The organism is Streptomyces sp. NPDC088246 (assembly GCF_044741025.1).
In the GTDB taxonomy this organism is placed as follows: domain Bacteria; phylum Actinomycetota; class Actinomycetes; order Streptomycetales; family Streptomycetaceae; genus Streptomyces.
In genome coordinates this window covers 370,226-385,031 of record NZ_JBIURV010000003.1, presented here as the reverse complement: position 1 = coordinate 385,031, position 14,806 = coordinate 370,226, and the positions used below count along the sequence as shown (strand labels likewise).

Genomic DNA, 14,806 nt, shown 5'->3' with positions numbered 1-14,806 from the left:
CCGGGGTAATCCGTGAAAAAGCTCTCCGCACGACGACGCCATCCGTTGGCGGCGGTCGTCGTACTACTCCTCGCGCTGGCGGCCACTGGGGGGCTGTACGCCGCGTTTGCGCCCGTGAGTAAGGCGCAGGCCGACGACACCGCCCAGTCCCTCGCCATCGATGAGGGCAAGAAGCTGTACTCCGTCGGTTGCGCCAGCTGCCACGGAACCGGCGGTCAGGGCAGCACCGACGGGCCGAGCCTGGTCGGCGTGGGCTCCGCCGCCGTGGACTTCCAGGTCGGTACGGGCCGTATGCCGGCGCAGCAGCCGGGTGCCCAGGTACCGAAGAAGAAGGTCATCTACAGCCAGGCCGAGATCGACCAGCTCGCGGCGTACGTCGCGTCGCTCGGCGCCGGTCCGATCGTTCCGACCAAGAACCAGGTCAGCCCTGACGGTGCGGACATCGCCAAGGGTGGCGACCTGTTCCGTACCAACTGCGCGCAGTGCCACAACTTCACCGGTGAGGGTGGTGCGCTGACGAACGGCAAGTACGCGCCCAGCCTCGAAGGCGTGGACCCGAAGCACATCTACGAGGCCATGCAGACCGGCCCGCAGAGCATGCCGTCCTTCCCGGACACGACGATGCCCGAGCAGCAGAAGCGGGACATCATCGCGTACATCCAGACCGTGAACAGCGCCCAGTCGGAGAACCCGGGTGGGCTCAAGCTGGGCGGCCTGGGGCCGGTCAGCGAGGGCTTGTTCGCCTGGATCTTCGGGCTCGGCGCACTGATCGCAGTTGCCATTTGGGTCGCGGCCCACACCGCTAAGGCCAAGAAGTCATGAGTAGCCAAGAGATTCCAGACGAGAACCTGCCCGCTGAGCAGGACACCGCGCACGGCGCGGTAAAGGTCGCGGACGACCCGTTCGCCGACCCGGGGCTGCCGGCCCACAAGCCGCGCATCCAGGACATCGACGAACGGGCCGCGAAGCGCTCCGAGCGCGCCGTGGCGTTCATGTTCACGCTGTCCATGCTGGCGACGGTCGGCTTCATCGCCTCGTACGTCATCTTCCCGGTCGACAAGATCGTGTACATCTGGCCCTTCGGCCATGTGAGCGCGCTCAACTTCTCCCTGGGTCTGACCCTGGGCGTGGCCCTCTTCGCGATCGGAGCCGGGGCCGTCCACTGGGCGCGCACCCTGATGTCCGACGTGGAGGTCGCCGACGACCGGCACGCCATCGAGGCCGAGCCCGAGGTCAAGGCGAAGGTCCTCGCAGACTTCGCGGCGGGTGCCGAGGAGTCCGCGTTCGGCCGGCGCAAGCTGATCCGCAACACCATGTTCGGCGCGCTGGCCCTGGTGCCGCTCTCCGGCGTGATGCTGCTGCGCGACCTCGGACCGCTGCCGGAGAAGAAGCTCCGCAACACCCTGTGGGCCAAGGGCAAGCAGCTCATCAACATGAACACGATGGAGCCGCTGCGTCCCGAGGACGTCGCCGTGGGTTCGCTGACCTTCGCCATGCCCGAGGGGCTGACGGAGGAAGCGGAGGACTTCCAGAACCAGATCGCCAAGGCCGCGCTGATGATCATCCGCATCGAGCCGGCCAACATCAAGGACAAGCGCGAGCGTGAGTGGGCCCACGAGGGAATCGTGGCCTTCTCCAAGATCTGCACCCACGTCGGCTGCCCGATCAGCCTGTACGAGCAGCAGACGCACCACGTGCTCTGCCCGTGCCACCAGTCCACCTTCGACCTCTCCGACGGCGCCCGCGTCATCTTCGGTCCGGCCGGTCACGCCCTTCCGCAGCTGCGGATCGGTGTGAACAGCGAGGGCAACCTCGAGGCGCTCGGTGACTTCGAAGAGCCCGTCGGTCCTGCATTCTGGGAGCGCGGATGAGTACTGCGACCACGAACACATCCGGTGCTGCCGCACCGGGCAATCGCAAGGCGCCCGCCGGTGAGCGGGTGGCCGACTGGGCGGACGGCCGGCTCGGGATCTACTCCCTGGCCAAGGCCAACATGCGCAAGATCTTCCCGGACCACTGGTCCTTCATGCTCGGTGAGATCGCCCTCTACAGCTTCATCATCATCATCCTCACGGGTGTGTATCTGACGCTGTTCTTCCACCCGAGCATGAACGAAGTCGTGTACCACGGCTCGTACGAGCCGATGCAGGGCATCAAGATGTCCGAGGCCTACGCCTCGACGCTGGACATCAGCTTCGACGTCCGCGGTGGTCTGCTGGTTCGCCAGATCCACCACTGGGCCGCGCTGATCTTCCTGGCCGGCATGTTCGTGCACATGATGCGCGTCTTCTTCACGGGTGCGTTCCGCAAGCCGCGTGAGATCAACTGGCTGTTCGGCTTCCTGCTGTTCGTGCTGGGTATGTTCACCGGCTTCACCGGCTACTCGCTCCCGGACGACCTCCTGTCCGGTACGGGTGTCCGCTTCACCCAGGGCGCGATCCTGTCGATGCCGATCGTCGGCACGTACATCTCGATGTTCCTGTTCGGCGGAGAGTTCCCCGGCCACGACTTCGTCGCCCGGTTCTACTCGATCCACATCCTGCTGCTGCCGGGCATCATGCTCGGCCTGCTGGTGGCGCACCTGATCCTGGTCTTCTACCACAAGCACACGCAGTTCGCGGGTCCCGGCCGCACCAACAAGAACGTCGTCGGCATGCCGCTGCTGCCGGTGTACATGGCGAAGGCCGGTGGCTTCTTCTTCCTGGTCTTCGGCATCATCGCCGTCATCGCGGCCATCGCCTCGATCAACCCGATCTGGGCCATCGGCCCGTACCGCCCGGACCAGGTGTCCACCGGCGCCCAGCCCGACTGGTACATGGGCTTCGCCGAGGGTCTGATCCGAGTGATGCCTGGCTGGGAGATCAATCTCTGGGGTCACACGCTCGTCCTGGGCGTGTTCATCCCGCTGATGGCCTTCGGACTGGTACTCGCGATCATCGCGGTCTACCCGTTCGTCGAGTCCTGGGTCACCGGGGACAAGCGCGAGCACCACATCCTGGACCGCCCGCGCAACGCCCCGACCCGGACGGCCTTCGGTGTCGCCTGGATCACCGAGTACGTCATCGTCTTCATCGGCGGTGGCAACGACCTGTGGGCCACGCACTTCCACCTGTCGCTGAACGCCATCTCCTGGTTCGTCCGGATCTTCATCTTCGTGGGCCCGGTCCTCGCGTTCATCGCCACCAGGCGGATCTGCCTCGGCCTCCAGCGCCGCGACAAGGAGAAGGTGCTGCACGGGCGCGAGTCCGGCATCATCAAGCGCCTGCCGCACGGTGAGTTCGTCGAGATCCACGAGCCGCTCGGCCCCGAGCAGCTGCACACGCTCACCGCGCACGAGCAGTACAAGCCGGTCGAGATCGGCCCGACGGTCGACGAGAACGGTGTCGAGCGCAAGGTGCCCGTACTGCAGAAGCTGCGGGCCAGGCTCAGCAAGGGCTACTACGGCGAGGACAACCAGATCGCCAAGCCCACCGCCGAGGAGTACAAGGAGATCACCAGCGGCCACGGTCACCACTGATCGCCTGAACTGATCGCCACAGCAGGAGCCCCGTCCATCCGATGGACGGGGCTCTTCGCTGTCCGTGGCGCTCGATAGGGTGGGGGGCAACCCCTTTTATCGGCTATGGACCCCCAGGAGCGGACCATGAACGTTGTGACCCCGGTCGGCGGCGACAGCGTGGCGGACCGTTCCTGGCCCGGCGTGCTGAACCCGCTGCTGCGCGGCGAGGACCTGACCGCGGACGACACCGCATGGGCGATGGACCGCATCATGAGCGGTGAGGCGACCGATGTGCAGATCGCCGGTTTCGCGGTGGCCCTGCGCGCCAAGGGCGAGACGGTCGACGAGGTGTCCGGCCTGGTGCGCGCGATGTACGAGCACGCCAACACGATCCGCGTACCCGGTCGCACGGTCGACATCGTCGGCACCGGCGGCGACCTCGCCAAGACGGTCAACATTTCCACGATGTCGGCGATCGTCATCGCGGGTACCGGCGCCAAGGTCGTCAAACACGGCAACCGCGCCTCCTCGTCGGCGAGCGGTTCCTCCGATGTGCTGGAGAAGCTCGGCGTCAATCTGGAGCTCAGCGCGCAGCGGGTCGTCGAGGTCGCCGAGGAGGCGGGCATCACCTTCTGTTTCGCGGTGAAGTTCCACCCCGCCCTGCGGTACGTGGCCAGGGCCCGCAAGGAACTCGGTGCCCCGACCACGTTCAACATCCTCGGGCCGCTCACCAACCCGGCCAAGGTGCGTTCCCAGGCCATCGGCGTCGCCGACCTGCGGATGGCGCCCATCGTCGCCGGCGTTCTCGCCGAGCGCGGCAATTCGGCGCTGGTCTTCCGCGGTGACGACGGCCTGGACGAGCTGACGACCACCGCGACCTCGCGGGTCTGGGTGGTCCGGGACGGATCGGTGCGCGAGGAGGCGTTCGACCCGCGCGACGTCGGTCTGGAGCTGGTGCCGGTACAGGCGCTGCGCGGCGCCGACGCCTCGTACAACGCGGATGTGGCCCGCCGGGTGCTGGCCGGGGAGCGAGGCCCCGTACGGGACGCCGTGCTGCTCAACTCGGCAGCGGCGCTGGTCGCGCTGGACCCGACGGACGGCACGCTGAACGAACAGCTCGCCGCAGGGATCGCGAGGGCCGCAGAGTCCATCGACTCGGGGGCGGCCCGGCAGGCGCTGGAGCGCTGGGTGGCGGTCAGCAACGCCTGACCGGACGGAATGTGACGCAGGGCGCGGTCCAGATCTTGGACCGCGCCTTGCGCGTTGACGCGCGTATGGCAAGATGCTGGGCAGGTCATGAGTGACAGCGACTACGGCCCCGGCCCGCTGTCCGGCAACCCTCCGTCCGTGGCGGGGTGCCCCGGGTGAAGACCAGGCCGTAGGCAGCGAGGTCTGCGGCAAGCGCGGGCCCCTCGGCATCTGTGAATGCCAGCCCCCGGGGTCCTGGTCCCTAGGGAGTCTCTTGTGAGCAAGCGAATGCGATAGGGCTTGTCGGCCCTTCTCCGCACACCCTTTTTTCACCTTCTGCTGCGCTGCCGCGCATCCGCCGGCGCATGCAATTCGCCTGCCTGTTACGGGAGTTCGCCATGTCTGTCTTCACCGCTGCCGCCGACCAGTCGCTTTGTGCCCCTCTGCCGGTTCTGGGCAGGGATGTAACGGTTCCGCTGGTCACGGGTGGTGAAGTCACGTACGCCGCTCTCGACTACGCCGCCAGCGCCCCGGCCCTGCAGCGCGTCTGGGACGACGTTGCCGCGTACGCCCCGTACTACGGCAGCGTCCACCGCGGCGCCGGGTACCTCTCGCAGCTCTCCACGGACCTCTTCGAGAACAGCCGCGCGACCGTCGCGGAGTTCCTCGGCTGCCGCGCCGACGACCAGGTGATCTTCACCCGCTCGACCACCGACTCCCTCAACCTGCTGGCCGCCGTCGTCCCCGCCGACTGCCAGGTCTTCGTGTACGAGACCGAGCACCACGCCTCGCTGCTGCCGTGGCGCGACGCCCGGGTGACCTACCTGAACGCCCCGCGCACCCCGGCCCAGGCCGTCGAGACGCTGGAGCGGGCGCTCGCCGACCGTGACCCTTCCCCAAGCTCTCAGCTCCGTTCGAGCAGGGGAGGCCCCATTGCCCCCGCGCTGGTCTGTGTCACCGGCGCGTCCAACGTCACCGGCGAGCTGTGGCCGGTCAAGGAACTGGCGGCCGCCGCGCACGCGCACGGTGCCCGGATCGTGCTGGACGCCGCGCAGCTCGCCCCGCACCACCCCGTCGACATCGCAGAGCTGGACGTCGACTGGGTCGCCTTCTCCGGACACAAGCTGTACGCGCCGTTCGGCTCGGGCGTCCTCGCGGGCCGCGCCGACTGGCTGCAGGAGGCCGAGCCCTACCTGGCCGGCGGCGGCGCCTCGCGCAAGGTCGCCCGTCGCACCGACGGCGGCGTGGACGTCGAGTGGCACTCCACCGCCGCCCGCCACGAGGCCGGTTCCCCCAACGTCATCGGGGTGTACTCCATCGCCTCCGCCTGCAAGGCGCTGACCGAGGCGGGCTTCGACAACCTGGTCGCGCGGGAGCAGCAGCTCGTCACCGCGGTCCGGACCGGACTCGCCGGAGTCCCCGAGGTCAAGGTGCTCTCGCTGTTCGGCGACGACGCCCCGCGGGTCGGCGTCATCTCCTTCGTGGTGGAGGGCTGGAACAGCTCGCACTTCGCCGCCGCGCTCTCCGCCGAGTACGGCATCGGGGTCCGCGACGGACTGTTCTGCGCCCATCCGCTGGTCCGCACCCTGCTGGGCAGCGACCCGCAGGAGGCCGGCGAGTGCGGTGCGCCGGAGGCCGAGCCGGGCGAACTCCCCCAGTCCCGAACGGACTCGACCGGGGGGACCCCCTCGCTCAACGCGATCCGGGTGAGCTTCGGCGCCGGCACGCCGGACGAGCACATCGAGCGATTCGTGCGCGCGGTCAAGGAACTGGTGAGCAAGGGCGCCCAGTGGAAGTACCGCACCGAGGACGGCCGCTGCGTCCCGGACCGGGGCGCAGCGCAGCTCTGACGGGCGTGCAACAGTTCGGCGGGGGACGGGCTCGGCTGCCCGTCCCCCGCCGAAGTGCTACGCCGTAATAAGGGGCGTACCTACGCGTCGAGGCCGATGGCGAAGGCGGCCTCCAGGTCGTGCTGCGAGTACGTACGGAAGGCCACATGCGTGTCGGTGGCCTCGACGCCGGGGATCTTGCTGATCCGGCCGGGGATGACGTCCGCCAGATCGTCGTGCTTGGCCACCCGGACCATGGCGATCAGGTCGTACGTACCGGTGACCGAGAAGACCTCGCTGACGCTGTCCAGCGCTGCGATGGCCTCGGCGATCTCGGGAATCCGGTCCACGCTGGTTTTGATGAGCACGATCGCGGTGATCACGGCTGGCTTTCTCCCTCGGTGGCCGTGGCTGGAGTCTTCACTCTATCCGTACGCCGGTAGCGCCCCCAGGCGTAGAGGAAGCCGAGAGCGAAGCCGACCACATGGGCCAGATAGGCCACGCCGGGGCCCCCGCTGCCCGCGCCCCGGACCGCCAGCCACTGCAGGACGAACCAGAAGATCAGCACGATCCAGGCGGGGAAGCGCAGCGGCAGGAAGAAGAGGAACGGGAACAGGCTGGTGACCCGGACCCTGGGGAACAGGTAGAGGAACGCCCCCAGCACCGCCGAGATCGCCCCCGACGCACCGACGAGCGTCTGGTCGGACGTGGCGTGCGCGGCAGCGTAGGAGACCAGGGCGAGATAGCCGCAGCCGAGATAGAAGAAGGTGAACTCGGCATGGCCCATGCGCTCCTCGGTCATCGCCCCGAACACGTACAGGAAGAGCATGTTGCCGAGCAGATGCAGCCAGCTGCCGTGCACGAAGAGGGCGGTGAGCGGGGTGAGCAGGGCCCGTGCGGAGCCGTCCCACAGCTCGCTCGGGATCACGCCCCAGCGTTCGAAGTATCCGGCCTGGGCGGCGAGCAGGGCGTCGGCGGTGCCGTAGGACGGGTTGAAGCCGGAGAGCGGACTGATCAGGAAGACCAGACAGCACAGGGCGATCAGGGCATAGGCCACGGGCGGTCCGCCCGAGGTGAGCGTCCGTAGGAGTCCACTGGTTAATCTGGCGGCCGCAGCCCGCCGATCGATCATGAACAGAGCATGACGCAAGCGGAGGGAACGGGACAGACCGCCTCGCCGTGTCGGGGGGACGTGGCCAGGCCGTAGGGTTACGGCAGGACATCCGCAGTTCGACGGCGCACCGCGAGATCCTTGAAGCAGGCAGCACGAGGCTCGACGAAAGAGGACGCACGATGACGACGGTTCCCCAGCCGACCGACGGGACCCGCTGGCGCTGCACGCTCTGCGGAAATCTCACACGGTTCGACGTGACGCGTTCTTCCAAGGTCATCGAATACGTCCATCTCGACCTGGCCGGGGAGTCCACCGTCGAGGAACGCGAGGTGGTCAGTGAGACCATCGAGTCGGTGCGCTGCCGGTGGTGCAACGCGGTGGATCAGATCGAACTGGTGGACAGGCCGGGTGCCGACTCCTGACGGGGCCGGGCGGACAGACAATTTGGGGTGACGGATGGTGGAGCAGCCCGCTAGCGGCGCCGAGTCGGCCGAGGCGGCCGACGACGCCGTCGAGGCGCTCGACCGCCCGCTGCCCGAAGGTGTACGGCGACGGGTCGTCGCGCTGGTCTCGGACGCGTTCGGCGACCTGACGGTCACCGAACTGCCGGCCCAGCTGAGGCAGTACGCCCGCTTCACCCCGACCCGGCGCGCCAAGTTTGCCGGGAACGCGATGGCGGCCGCGCTGGAGGGCGACGCACTGTTCCGCCGGCGCATCGGCGAACGGCTCAAGGAGGGGCAGCCGGAGCTGACGGCCGCGCTGGAGGCCGGTTCGCCGCCCGCCGCCGCCGACCCCGTCGATGTGGCCGCCGCGGCCTATGTGCTGCGCCCGGCCGGCTGGGTCAAGCTGGTCACCGCCGCCGGCGAGGAGGCTCGGCGGGCCGGTGCCGAGCGCGCCGACGAGGAGAGCCGCCGTGAGCTGGAACGGCTGCGCGAGGAACTCGCCCAGGCCCGCTCCCAGACGAAGAGCGAGACCGAACGGCTCCGCGGAGAGCTGGACGCGGCCCGCAAGGAAGTCGAATCCCTTCAGCGCAAACTGCGCAGTGTCGTCAACGAGGTCAAGCGCGGCGAGGCCGCGCTGCGCCGCAGCCGGGCCGAGGCCGACGCCGTACGGTCCGAGGCGGCCGCCCAGGTCTCCGCGGCCGAGAGCGAGAGCCGTCGGCTCAAGGCGCGGCTCGGTGAGGCCGAGGCGTCCGTAGAGGCGGGCCGCCGGGCCGCCAGGGAGGGCCGCTCGGTCGAGGACATGCGGTTGCGGCTGCTGCTGGACACGGTGCTCGACGCGGCCCGCGGGCTCCGTCGCGAACTGGCCCTGCCGCCCTCCTCCATCCGCCCCGCGGACAGTGTTGACGCGGTGGAGCCGGGCCGGATGTCGCCCAAGGACATTGCCGCCAGGGCCCTTTCGGAGACCGACCCGGCCCTGCTCGACCAGCTGCTCGCGCTGCCGCAGGCGCATCTGATCGTCGACGGCTACAACGTCACCAAGACCGGCTATCCGCAGCTGCCGCTGGAGAAGCAGCGGCTGAGGCTGCTGGGCGGTCTCGCGGTGCTCGCGGCGCAGACCGGTGCCGAGATGACCTGTGTCTTCGACGGTGCCGAACTGGCCGCCCCGGTGCTGCTCGCACCGCCGCGCGGGGTCCGGGTGCTGTTCAGCAAGCCCGGTGTGACCGCTGATGAACTCATCCGTCAGCTGGCGCGCGCCGAACCGCCGGGCCGGCCCGTCGTGGTGGTCTCCACCGACCGCGAAGTCGCCGACGGAGTGGCCAAGGCGGGCGCCAGGCCCGTTGCGTCCGTCTTGCTCCTGAAGCGCCTTTCGCGCGTCTAGTGGCACTTGCCGGGTCTCGGTGGAATTCAGGGAACGGACCGTCAAGTCACCGCTACACCCCGTGTGTCGTGGGTAAAGAAGTGCGGCCTGTGACGAGATTTTTCTTGTGAGGATTTGAACTGATCACAAGTTGGTCACTAGGGTCAGGCCTCGAACCTTCGCACGGTTGATCACCCATTCGGGGTGACGGCGAAGGCACCGCCGAGTCCGTGACGTGCACGGAGCCGGGGATTCATGTCCCCCACAGCCCGGTAGGCGGCTCGAGGAAGAAGGAGCTCGCCTCCGTGGCGTCCCACCGTCGTCCCAAGCAGCCGAGCCGCGCCCGTGTGACCGTGCTCACCGTGACCGCCGCCGCGGCCGTGGCCCTGACCTCCCAGGCCGCCCACGCCGATCCGAAGCCCTCCAAGGGCGAGGTCAAGGCGAAGGTCGACAAGCTCAACCACGAGGCCGGCGCGGCCAATGAGCAGTACTACGGCGCCAAGGAGAAGCAGCAGAAGCTGGAGAAGGAAGTCGGCGCGCTGCAGGACAAGGTGGCCCGCGGCCAGCAGGAGATCAACAACCTGCGCAACGGCCTCGGTTCGCTCGCCGCCGCCCAGTACCGCTCCGGTGGCATCGACCCGTCGGTGCAGCTCTTCCTCTCGTCCAACCCGGACACCTTCCTCGACGAGGCCTCGGCCCTCGACCAGTTGACGGCCAAGCAGACCGAGACCCTGGGGGAGATCCAGGAGAAGCAGCGGGTCCTCGCGCAGGAGCGCAAGGAGGCCCAGGACAAGCTCGGTGACCTCGCGGACGTGCGCAAGACGCTCGGCGCGAAGAAGAAGAAGCTCCAGGACAAGCTGGCCGAGGCGCAGCGCCTGCTCAACACGATGACCCAGGCCGAGCGCACGAAGATGCGCGAGGACGACCAGCGTGCCAGCCGCGCCGCCAGCGACCGGGTCGAACTCGGCAACGAGGCCCCCGCTTCCGCCTGGGGCTCCGCCGCCCTGAACGCCGCCGCCACCCAGGTGGGCAAGCCGTACGGCCGTGGCGGTACCGGCCCCGGATCCTTCGACTGCTCCGGGCTGACCCAGTGGGCCTACGCCCAGGCCAACGTCAGCATCTCCCGGGTCACATACACCCAGGTCAACGACGGCGTCCATATCGGGCGCAGCGCACTGAAGCCGGGAGACCTGGTCTTCTTCAACAACACCGAGCACGTGGGCCTCTACGCGGGCAACAACACCGTCCTGCACGCCCCGTACCCGGGCACGTTCGTCCGCTACGAGTCGATGAACACCATCGGCAGCTTCCAGTTCGGCGTGCGCGTCGGCTGACGACGCCCGAACGGGCGAATTCCCGCGCCCGCGCAGACAGTCCGCCCCGCCGGAGACCACAGGTCACCGGCGGGGCGTCGCCGTTTCTGCCGCCCTGCCGCCCGGCGCGGCCTTTGGCCGCTCCGTAACCGTCCGACTACTGTCTGCCTGCCGTGCAGCTCCCGGTCGTCGGTCCGCCCGCCCCGGGCGGCAGGGGCTGCGCGCGTCTGCGTACAGCGGAAGGGAGTGCGGCGTCCAGTGGTGTCCCATCGCCGTTCCACACAGCCCGGCCTCAACCGGGGCGCCCGGGTCACTGTTCTGTCGGCCGCGGCGGCGACCGCGGCCGCCACCCTCGGGGCGGCCACCGCGAACGCCGACCCGCAGGACACGCCCCGGACCGCCAAGGCCCGGCTCGACCGGCTGTACAGCGAGGCGGAGCGGGCCACCGAGCAGTACAACAAGGCCGGTGAGAACGCCGACCGGCTGCGTGGCGAGCTGACGCGGATTCAGGACCGGGCGGCCCGCGACCAGGAACGCCTCAACCGGATGCGTACGGCGCTCGGTTCGGTGGCGAGCGCTCAGTACCGCTCGGGCGGCCTCGATCCCTCGCTCGCTCTGCTGCTCTCCTCCGACCCGGACACCTACCTCGACCGGGCGGCCACCCTGGACCGGCTGACCGAGCATCAGGCCACCGAGCTGCGCCGGCTCCAGCAGGCTCAGCGCTCTCTCGCGCAGACCCGCGCGGAGGCCGCCCGGGCGCTGGCCGATCTGGAGCGCAACAGGGCGGCCGCCACCCGCCACAAACGGACCGTCGAGGGCAAGCTCGCCCGGGCCAAGCAGCTGCTGGACGCGCTGCCCGGCGCCGACCGGGCGGACTTCGAGCGGTCCTCGCGCTCCGGCCGCGACGACGTGTTCCCGGCCACGGCCGGTCTGCCGGCCGACTCCGCACGGGCGGCCGCAGCCGTCATGGCGGTCCGGCAGGCACTGGGCCGCCCGTACATCTGGGGGGCCAACGGGCCGGCCGGATTCGACTGCTCCGGGCTGATGCAGTGGGCGTACGCCCAGGCCGGAGTCAGCCTGCCGCGCACCTCACAGGCCCAGCGGTACGCGGGACACATGGTGCCGCTCTCCGAGGCCCGCCCCGGCGATCTGGTCGCCTACCGCGCGGACGCCGGCCATATCGGCATGTACGTCGGCAATGGCCAGGTGATCCACGCCCCGTACCCGGGCGCCCCGGTGCGCCACGACCCCGTCGGCATGATGCCCGTCTCCTCGGTCACCCGTATCTGACCCGTACCCTCGACCGGGTGGCTGACAGACGGCGTACCGCACGGCGGGGACGTATCGGAGGACGGCGTACGGCGGGAGTGCTGCTTGCCGGGCTGCTGTTCGTCTCCGCCTGCGCGGCCCCCGACGACGGCGCCGCCCCGGACTCCACCGCCCGAGGTATCCGCGCCACCCTGGACCGCCGCGCGGCCGCCGTGCTGGACCACGACACGGACGCCTATCTGGCCGCCATAGACCCGCGGGCCACCGGGTTGCGCACGGCCCAGCGCCGGGAACTGGACAACCTCGCGGACGTACCGCTGAGCTCATGGTCGTACCGGCTGACGGACGTGACCGGACAGGGCACCGACCGGGCGACCGCGGACATACAGCTGCGCTACCGGATCAAGGGCTACGACGCCGCACCGGTCGCCGCGGACCGGGTGCTCGATCTGAGGCGGGACAGCGCGGACGACCGCTGGTACATCGTCGGCGACCGGGCGGCCAAGGACAGCGGCCGGCAGCTCTGGCAGCAGGGCGATGTCCAGGTGGTGGACGGAAAGCACAGCCTCGTCCTCGGGGTCGGGCGCACCGAGCAGGAGCTGCGCCGGATCGCCCGGGCCGCGGACCGTGCGGTGCCCGCCGTCTCGGACGCCTGGCCGGAACGCTGGGCAGGCCGTGTGGTGGTGCTCGTACCGCACACCATGGAGGACATGGCGGATCTGCTGGGGTCACCGGCGGCGAACTACCGGGGCATCGCGGCCGTCACCACCGCGCAGACCGGCGGTCCGGACCGGGCGCCCGCGGACCGGGTGATCGTCAACCCGCAGGCGTACGGCATGCTCGGCACCTTCGGACAGCGGATCGTCCTCACCCACGAGATCACCCATGTCGCCACCCGCACCCGTACCTCCGCCGCCACCCCGACCTGGCTCTCCGAGGGCTTCGCCGACTGGGCGGCCTACCGCGCCGAGGACCGTACCGCCGCCCAGGCCGCGCCCGAACTGGCCGGCGCCGTCCTGCGCGGCGATCCGCCCGCCGAGCTCCCCACGGACGAGGACTTCGGCTTCGCGGGGGACCCCGCACGCCTGGCGAGGGCGTACGAGGGTGCCTGGCTGGCCTGTGAGCTGATCGCCGACCACTGGGGTGAGAAGAAGCTTTTCGCCTTCTACCGGGCCGTCGGAGGGCACTCAGGGCGGGACGGGGCGGTGGAGCAGGCCATGCAGGAAGTGCTCTCCACGACCCCGCAGGACTTCACGGCACGCTGGCGGGAGTATCTGCGCTCCCGGCTCGGCTGAGAGCCTGTCGGGTGGCCTCCGACCGGGCGGCCACGCCCTGGCACGCACGCTTCCCGCGTTGTCGTCAGTCACCGACTCCCCCATAGCTGAAGGCATGGGGGGCCCTTCGCGTCGACTCCCTCCTCCGCCTTGGAATCGCACGCACCGGACCGCGTCCGCTATCCGATCGGAGGTCACCCGACAGGCTCCGAGCGAGACGAGCTCAGGAGCCGACCGGCTCAGCCTCCCGGCCGGTGCCGGACCGGGCGGCCGGCGGCCGGTCGCCCTCGTACGGCACCCCGGACACCGTCTGCCGCCACAGCTGCCGACAGGCGATCAGCGTCGCCGCGACCAGCAGGCCGTTGCGCAGGAACATCAGCGTCACGCCCGTCGCGTCGCTGGTCACCACATGGACGAACCCGAGCGGGAACTCCAGCTGAGTGATGCCCGTGGCGAGCAGGACCAGAACGGCCGGCAGCCCCATCCGGCTGTCGCGGAAGACCAGGCAGACCGCCGCCAGGCCGACCAGCCACACCATGTACTGGGGGCTGATCACCCGGCTCGTCGTCGTGAACAGCAGCACCGCCGTGAACGCCGCGTCGGCCGGGGTGTTCACCCGGAAGTCACAGGCCCGCAGCCGCCACACCAGCAGCCAGCCGAAGGCCACGACGGACAGGCCGAGGGCGAGCGTGCTCACCAGCGGCACCTGCGGACCCAGGAACTCCATCGAGCCGTAGTGCAGCTCCACCCGGCCCTGCCAGCCGAACTGCCGCCACACATGGAAGACCAGTGCCCCCAGCGACTCGACCTCGGTGCCCCGGTCGCGCTGGAAGCCGAGAAAGGCCAGCGCGCCGGGCATCGCCACGGTGCAGACCACCAGCAGCCCGGCCGCCGCCACCGCCGCGGCCGTCCACGCCCGGCGGGTCTGCGGCCCACGCGCGGTACCGGCCAGGATCAGCACCGGCCACACCTTCAGCAGCGCACCCACGGCGGCCAGCACCCCCAGCACCCGCGGATGCCGAACCCCCGCAAACAGCGCCGACACCGCCACCGCCGCCACCATCACGTCGTAGCGGGCGTACGCGGTCGTACCGAGCAGCGGCACCCCCGCCACCCACACCCAGGCGCCCGCCGTCCACCGGCCGGTCCGGCGGCCCGCGTACAGCAGCAGCCCCAGCACCAGCCCGTCGCACAGGAACGCGAGGACGAAGAAGGCCGAGGTGTAGTCCAGGAACGGGAGCAGGGCGGGGGAGAGGATGGCGAGCGCGGCGAGGGGCGGGTACTGCCAGGTGACGTCGGACTGCGGGTACGTACCGGTCTTCAGGACCTCGGACCAGCCGTGGTAGATCACCGAGACATCACCGGTCACGTCCGGTCCGGGCAGCGTGATCACCTTCGTGACGCAGAGCAGCAGCGCGACCCTGGTGAGGGCCCACACCGCGAGAGCGAGCCGCGCGCCGGTCGATCCCGTCATGGACGCCTCATCCGTTTCGTCAGTGGGTACTCGGTGGGTACGACGA

General features: G+C 69.9%; 13 protein-coding genes and 1 riboswitch. Of the genes, 10 read left to right on the top strand and 3 right to left on the bottom strand.

Annotation, left to right across the window (positions count from 1 at the left end; genetic code table 11):
• Positions 1 to 12 precede the first annotated feature (12 nt).
• The 5 genes from ACIPEK_RS06925 to ACIPEK_RS06905 all read left to right on the top strand — a co-directional run bounded on the left by ACIPEK_RS06925 (position 13) and on the right by ACIPEK_RS06905 (position 6,537).
• Complete coding sequence (locus tag ACIPEK_RS06925) at positions 13 to 822, top strand: c-type cytochrome (protein WP_383075710.1); 810 nt, start codon at positions 13 to 15, stop codon at positions 820 to 822.
• Positions 819 to 1,871: a Rieske 2Fe-2S domain-containing protein gene (locus ACIPEK_RS06920; RefSeq protein ID WP_401991601.1), complete on the top strand. Its 1,053-nt coding sequence runs from the start codon at positions 819 to 821 to the stop codon at positions 1,869 to 1,871. The genes ACIPEK_RS06925 and ACIPEK_RS06920 overlap by 4 nt, the downstream gene beginning before the upstream one ends.
• Positions 1,868 to 3,517, top strand: a complete 1,650-nt coding sequence (locus ACIPEK_RS06915) for a cytochrome bc complex cytochrome b subunit (RefSeq protein WP_401991598.1) — start codon at positions 1,868 to 1,870, stop codon at positions 3,515 to 3,517. The genes ACIPEK_RS06920 and ACIPEK_RS06915 overlap by 4 nt, the downstream gene beginning before the upstream one ends.
• Positions 3,518 to 3,643: 126 nt before the next feature.
• Positions 3,644 to 4,708, top strand: coding sequence for an anthranilate phosphoribosyltransferase (trpD, locus tag ACIPEK_RS06910; protein ID WP_401991595.1), 1,065 nt, complete (start codon positions 3,644 to 3,646; stop codon positions 4,706 to 4,708).
• 83 nt (positions 4,709 to 4,791) lie between these two features.
• Positions 4,792 to 4,909, top strand: a riboswitch (SAM riboswitch).
• Positions 4,910 to 5,085: 176 nt separating this feature from the next.
• Complete coding sequence (locus ACIPEK_RS06905) at positions 5,086 to 6,537, top strand: aminotransferase class V-fold PLP-dependent enzyme (RefSeq protein ID WP_401991592.1); 1,452 nt, start codon at positions 5,086 to 5,088, stop codon at positions 6,535 to 6,537.
• 80 nt (positions 6,538 to 6,617) lie between these two features.
• On the opposite strand, the gene ACIPEK_RS06900 is transcribed toward ACIPEK_RS06905, so the two are convergent.
• Entirely contained in the window at positions 6,618 to 6,899 is a 282-nt protein-coding gene (locus ACIPEK_RS06900) for an Lrp/AsnC family transcriptional regulator (protein WP_093543818.1), read from the bottom strand.
• Positions 6,896 to 7,648 carry a rhomboid family intramembrane serine protease gene (locus ACIPEK_RS06895; RefSeq protein ID WP_401991589.1) on the bottom strand — a complete coding sequence of 251 codons (753 nt, stop codon included), beginning with the start codon at positions 7,646 to 7,648 and terminating at the stop codon, positions 6,896 to 6,898. Before ACIPEK_RS06895 ends, ACIPEK_RS06900 begins: the two co-directional genes overlap by 4 nt.
• A 161-nt stretch (positions 7,649 to 7,809) precedes the next feature.
• On the opposite strand from ACIPEK_RS06895, the gene ACIPEK_RS06890 reads away from it, so the two are divergent.
• The 5 genes from ACIPEK_RS06890 (at position 7,810) to ACIPEK_RS06870 (ending at position 13,307) form a co-directional block, all read left to right on the top strand.
• Positions 7,810 to 8,052 (top strand): hypothetical protein, encoded by a 243-nt coding sequence (locus ACIPEK_RS06890; protein ID WP_093893615.1) that lies wholly within the window; start codon positions 7,810 to 7,812, stop codon positions 8,050 to 8,052.
• 37 nt (positions 8,053 to 8,089) lie between these two features.
• Entirely contained in the window at positions 8,090 to 9,451 is a 1,362-nt protein-coding gene (locus ACIPEK_RS06885; RefSeq protein WP_401991585.1) for an NYN domain-containing protein, read from the top strand.
• A gap of 284 nt (positions 9,452 to 9,735) precedes the next feature.
• Positions 9,736 to 10,764 carry an NlpC/P60 family protein gene (locus ACIPEK_RS06880; protein WP_401991582.1) on the top strand — a complete coding sequence of 343 codons (1,029 nt, stop codon included), beginning with the start codon at positions 9,736 to 9,738 and terminating at the stop codon, positions 10,762 to 10,764.
• 237 nt (positions 10,765 to 11,001) lie between these two features.
• Positions 11,002 to 12,033, top strand: coding sequence for an NlpC/P60 family protein (locus ACIPEK_RS06875; protein ID WP_401991579.1), 1,032 nt, complete (start codon positions 11,002 to 11,004; stop codon positions 12,031 to 12,033).
• Between the two features lie 17 nt (positions 12,034 to 12,050).
• Positions 12,051 to 13,307: a hypothetical protein gene (locus ACIPEK_RS06870; RefSeq protein ID WP_401991576.1), complete on the top strand. Its 1,257-nt coding sequence runs from the start codon at positions 12,051 to 12,053 to the stop codon at positions 13,305 to 13,307.
• 202 nt (positions 13,308 to 13,509) lie between these two features.
• Here the strand turns inward: ACIPEK_RS06870 and ACIPEK_RS06865 are convergent, their stop codons facing one another.
• Positions 13,510 to 14,760, bottom strand: a complete 1,251-nt coding sequence (locus tag ACIPEK_RS06865; RefSeq protein WP_401991573.1) for a glycosyltransferase 87 family protein — start codon at positions 14,758 to 14,760, stop codon at positions 13,510 to 13,512.
• Between the last annotated feature and the right edge of the window lie 46 nt (positions 14,761 to 14,806).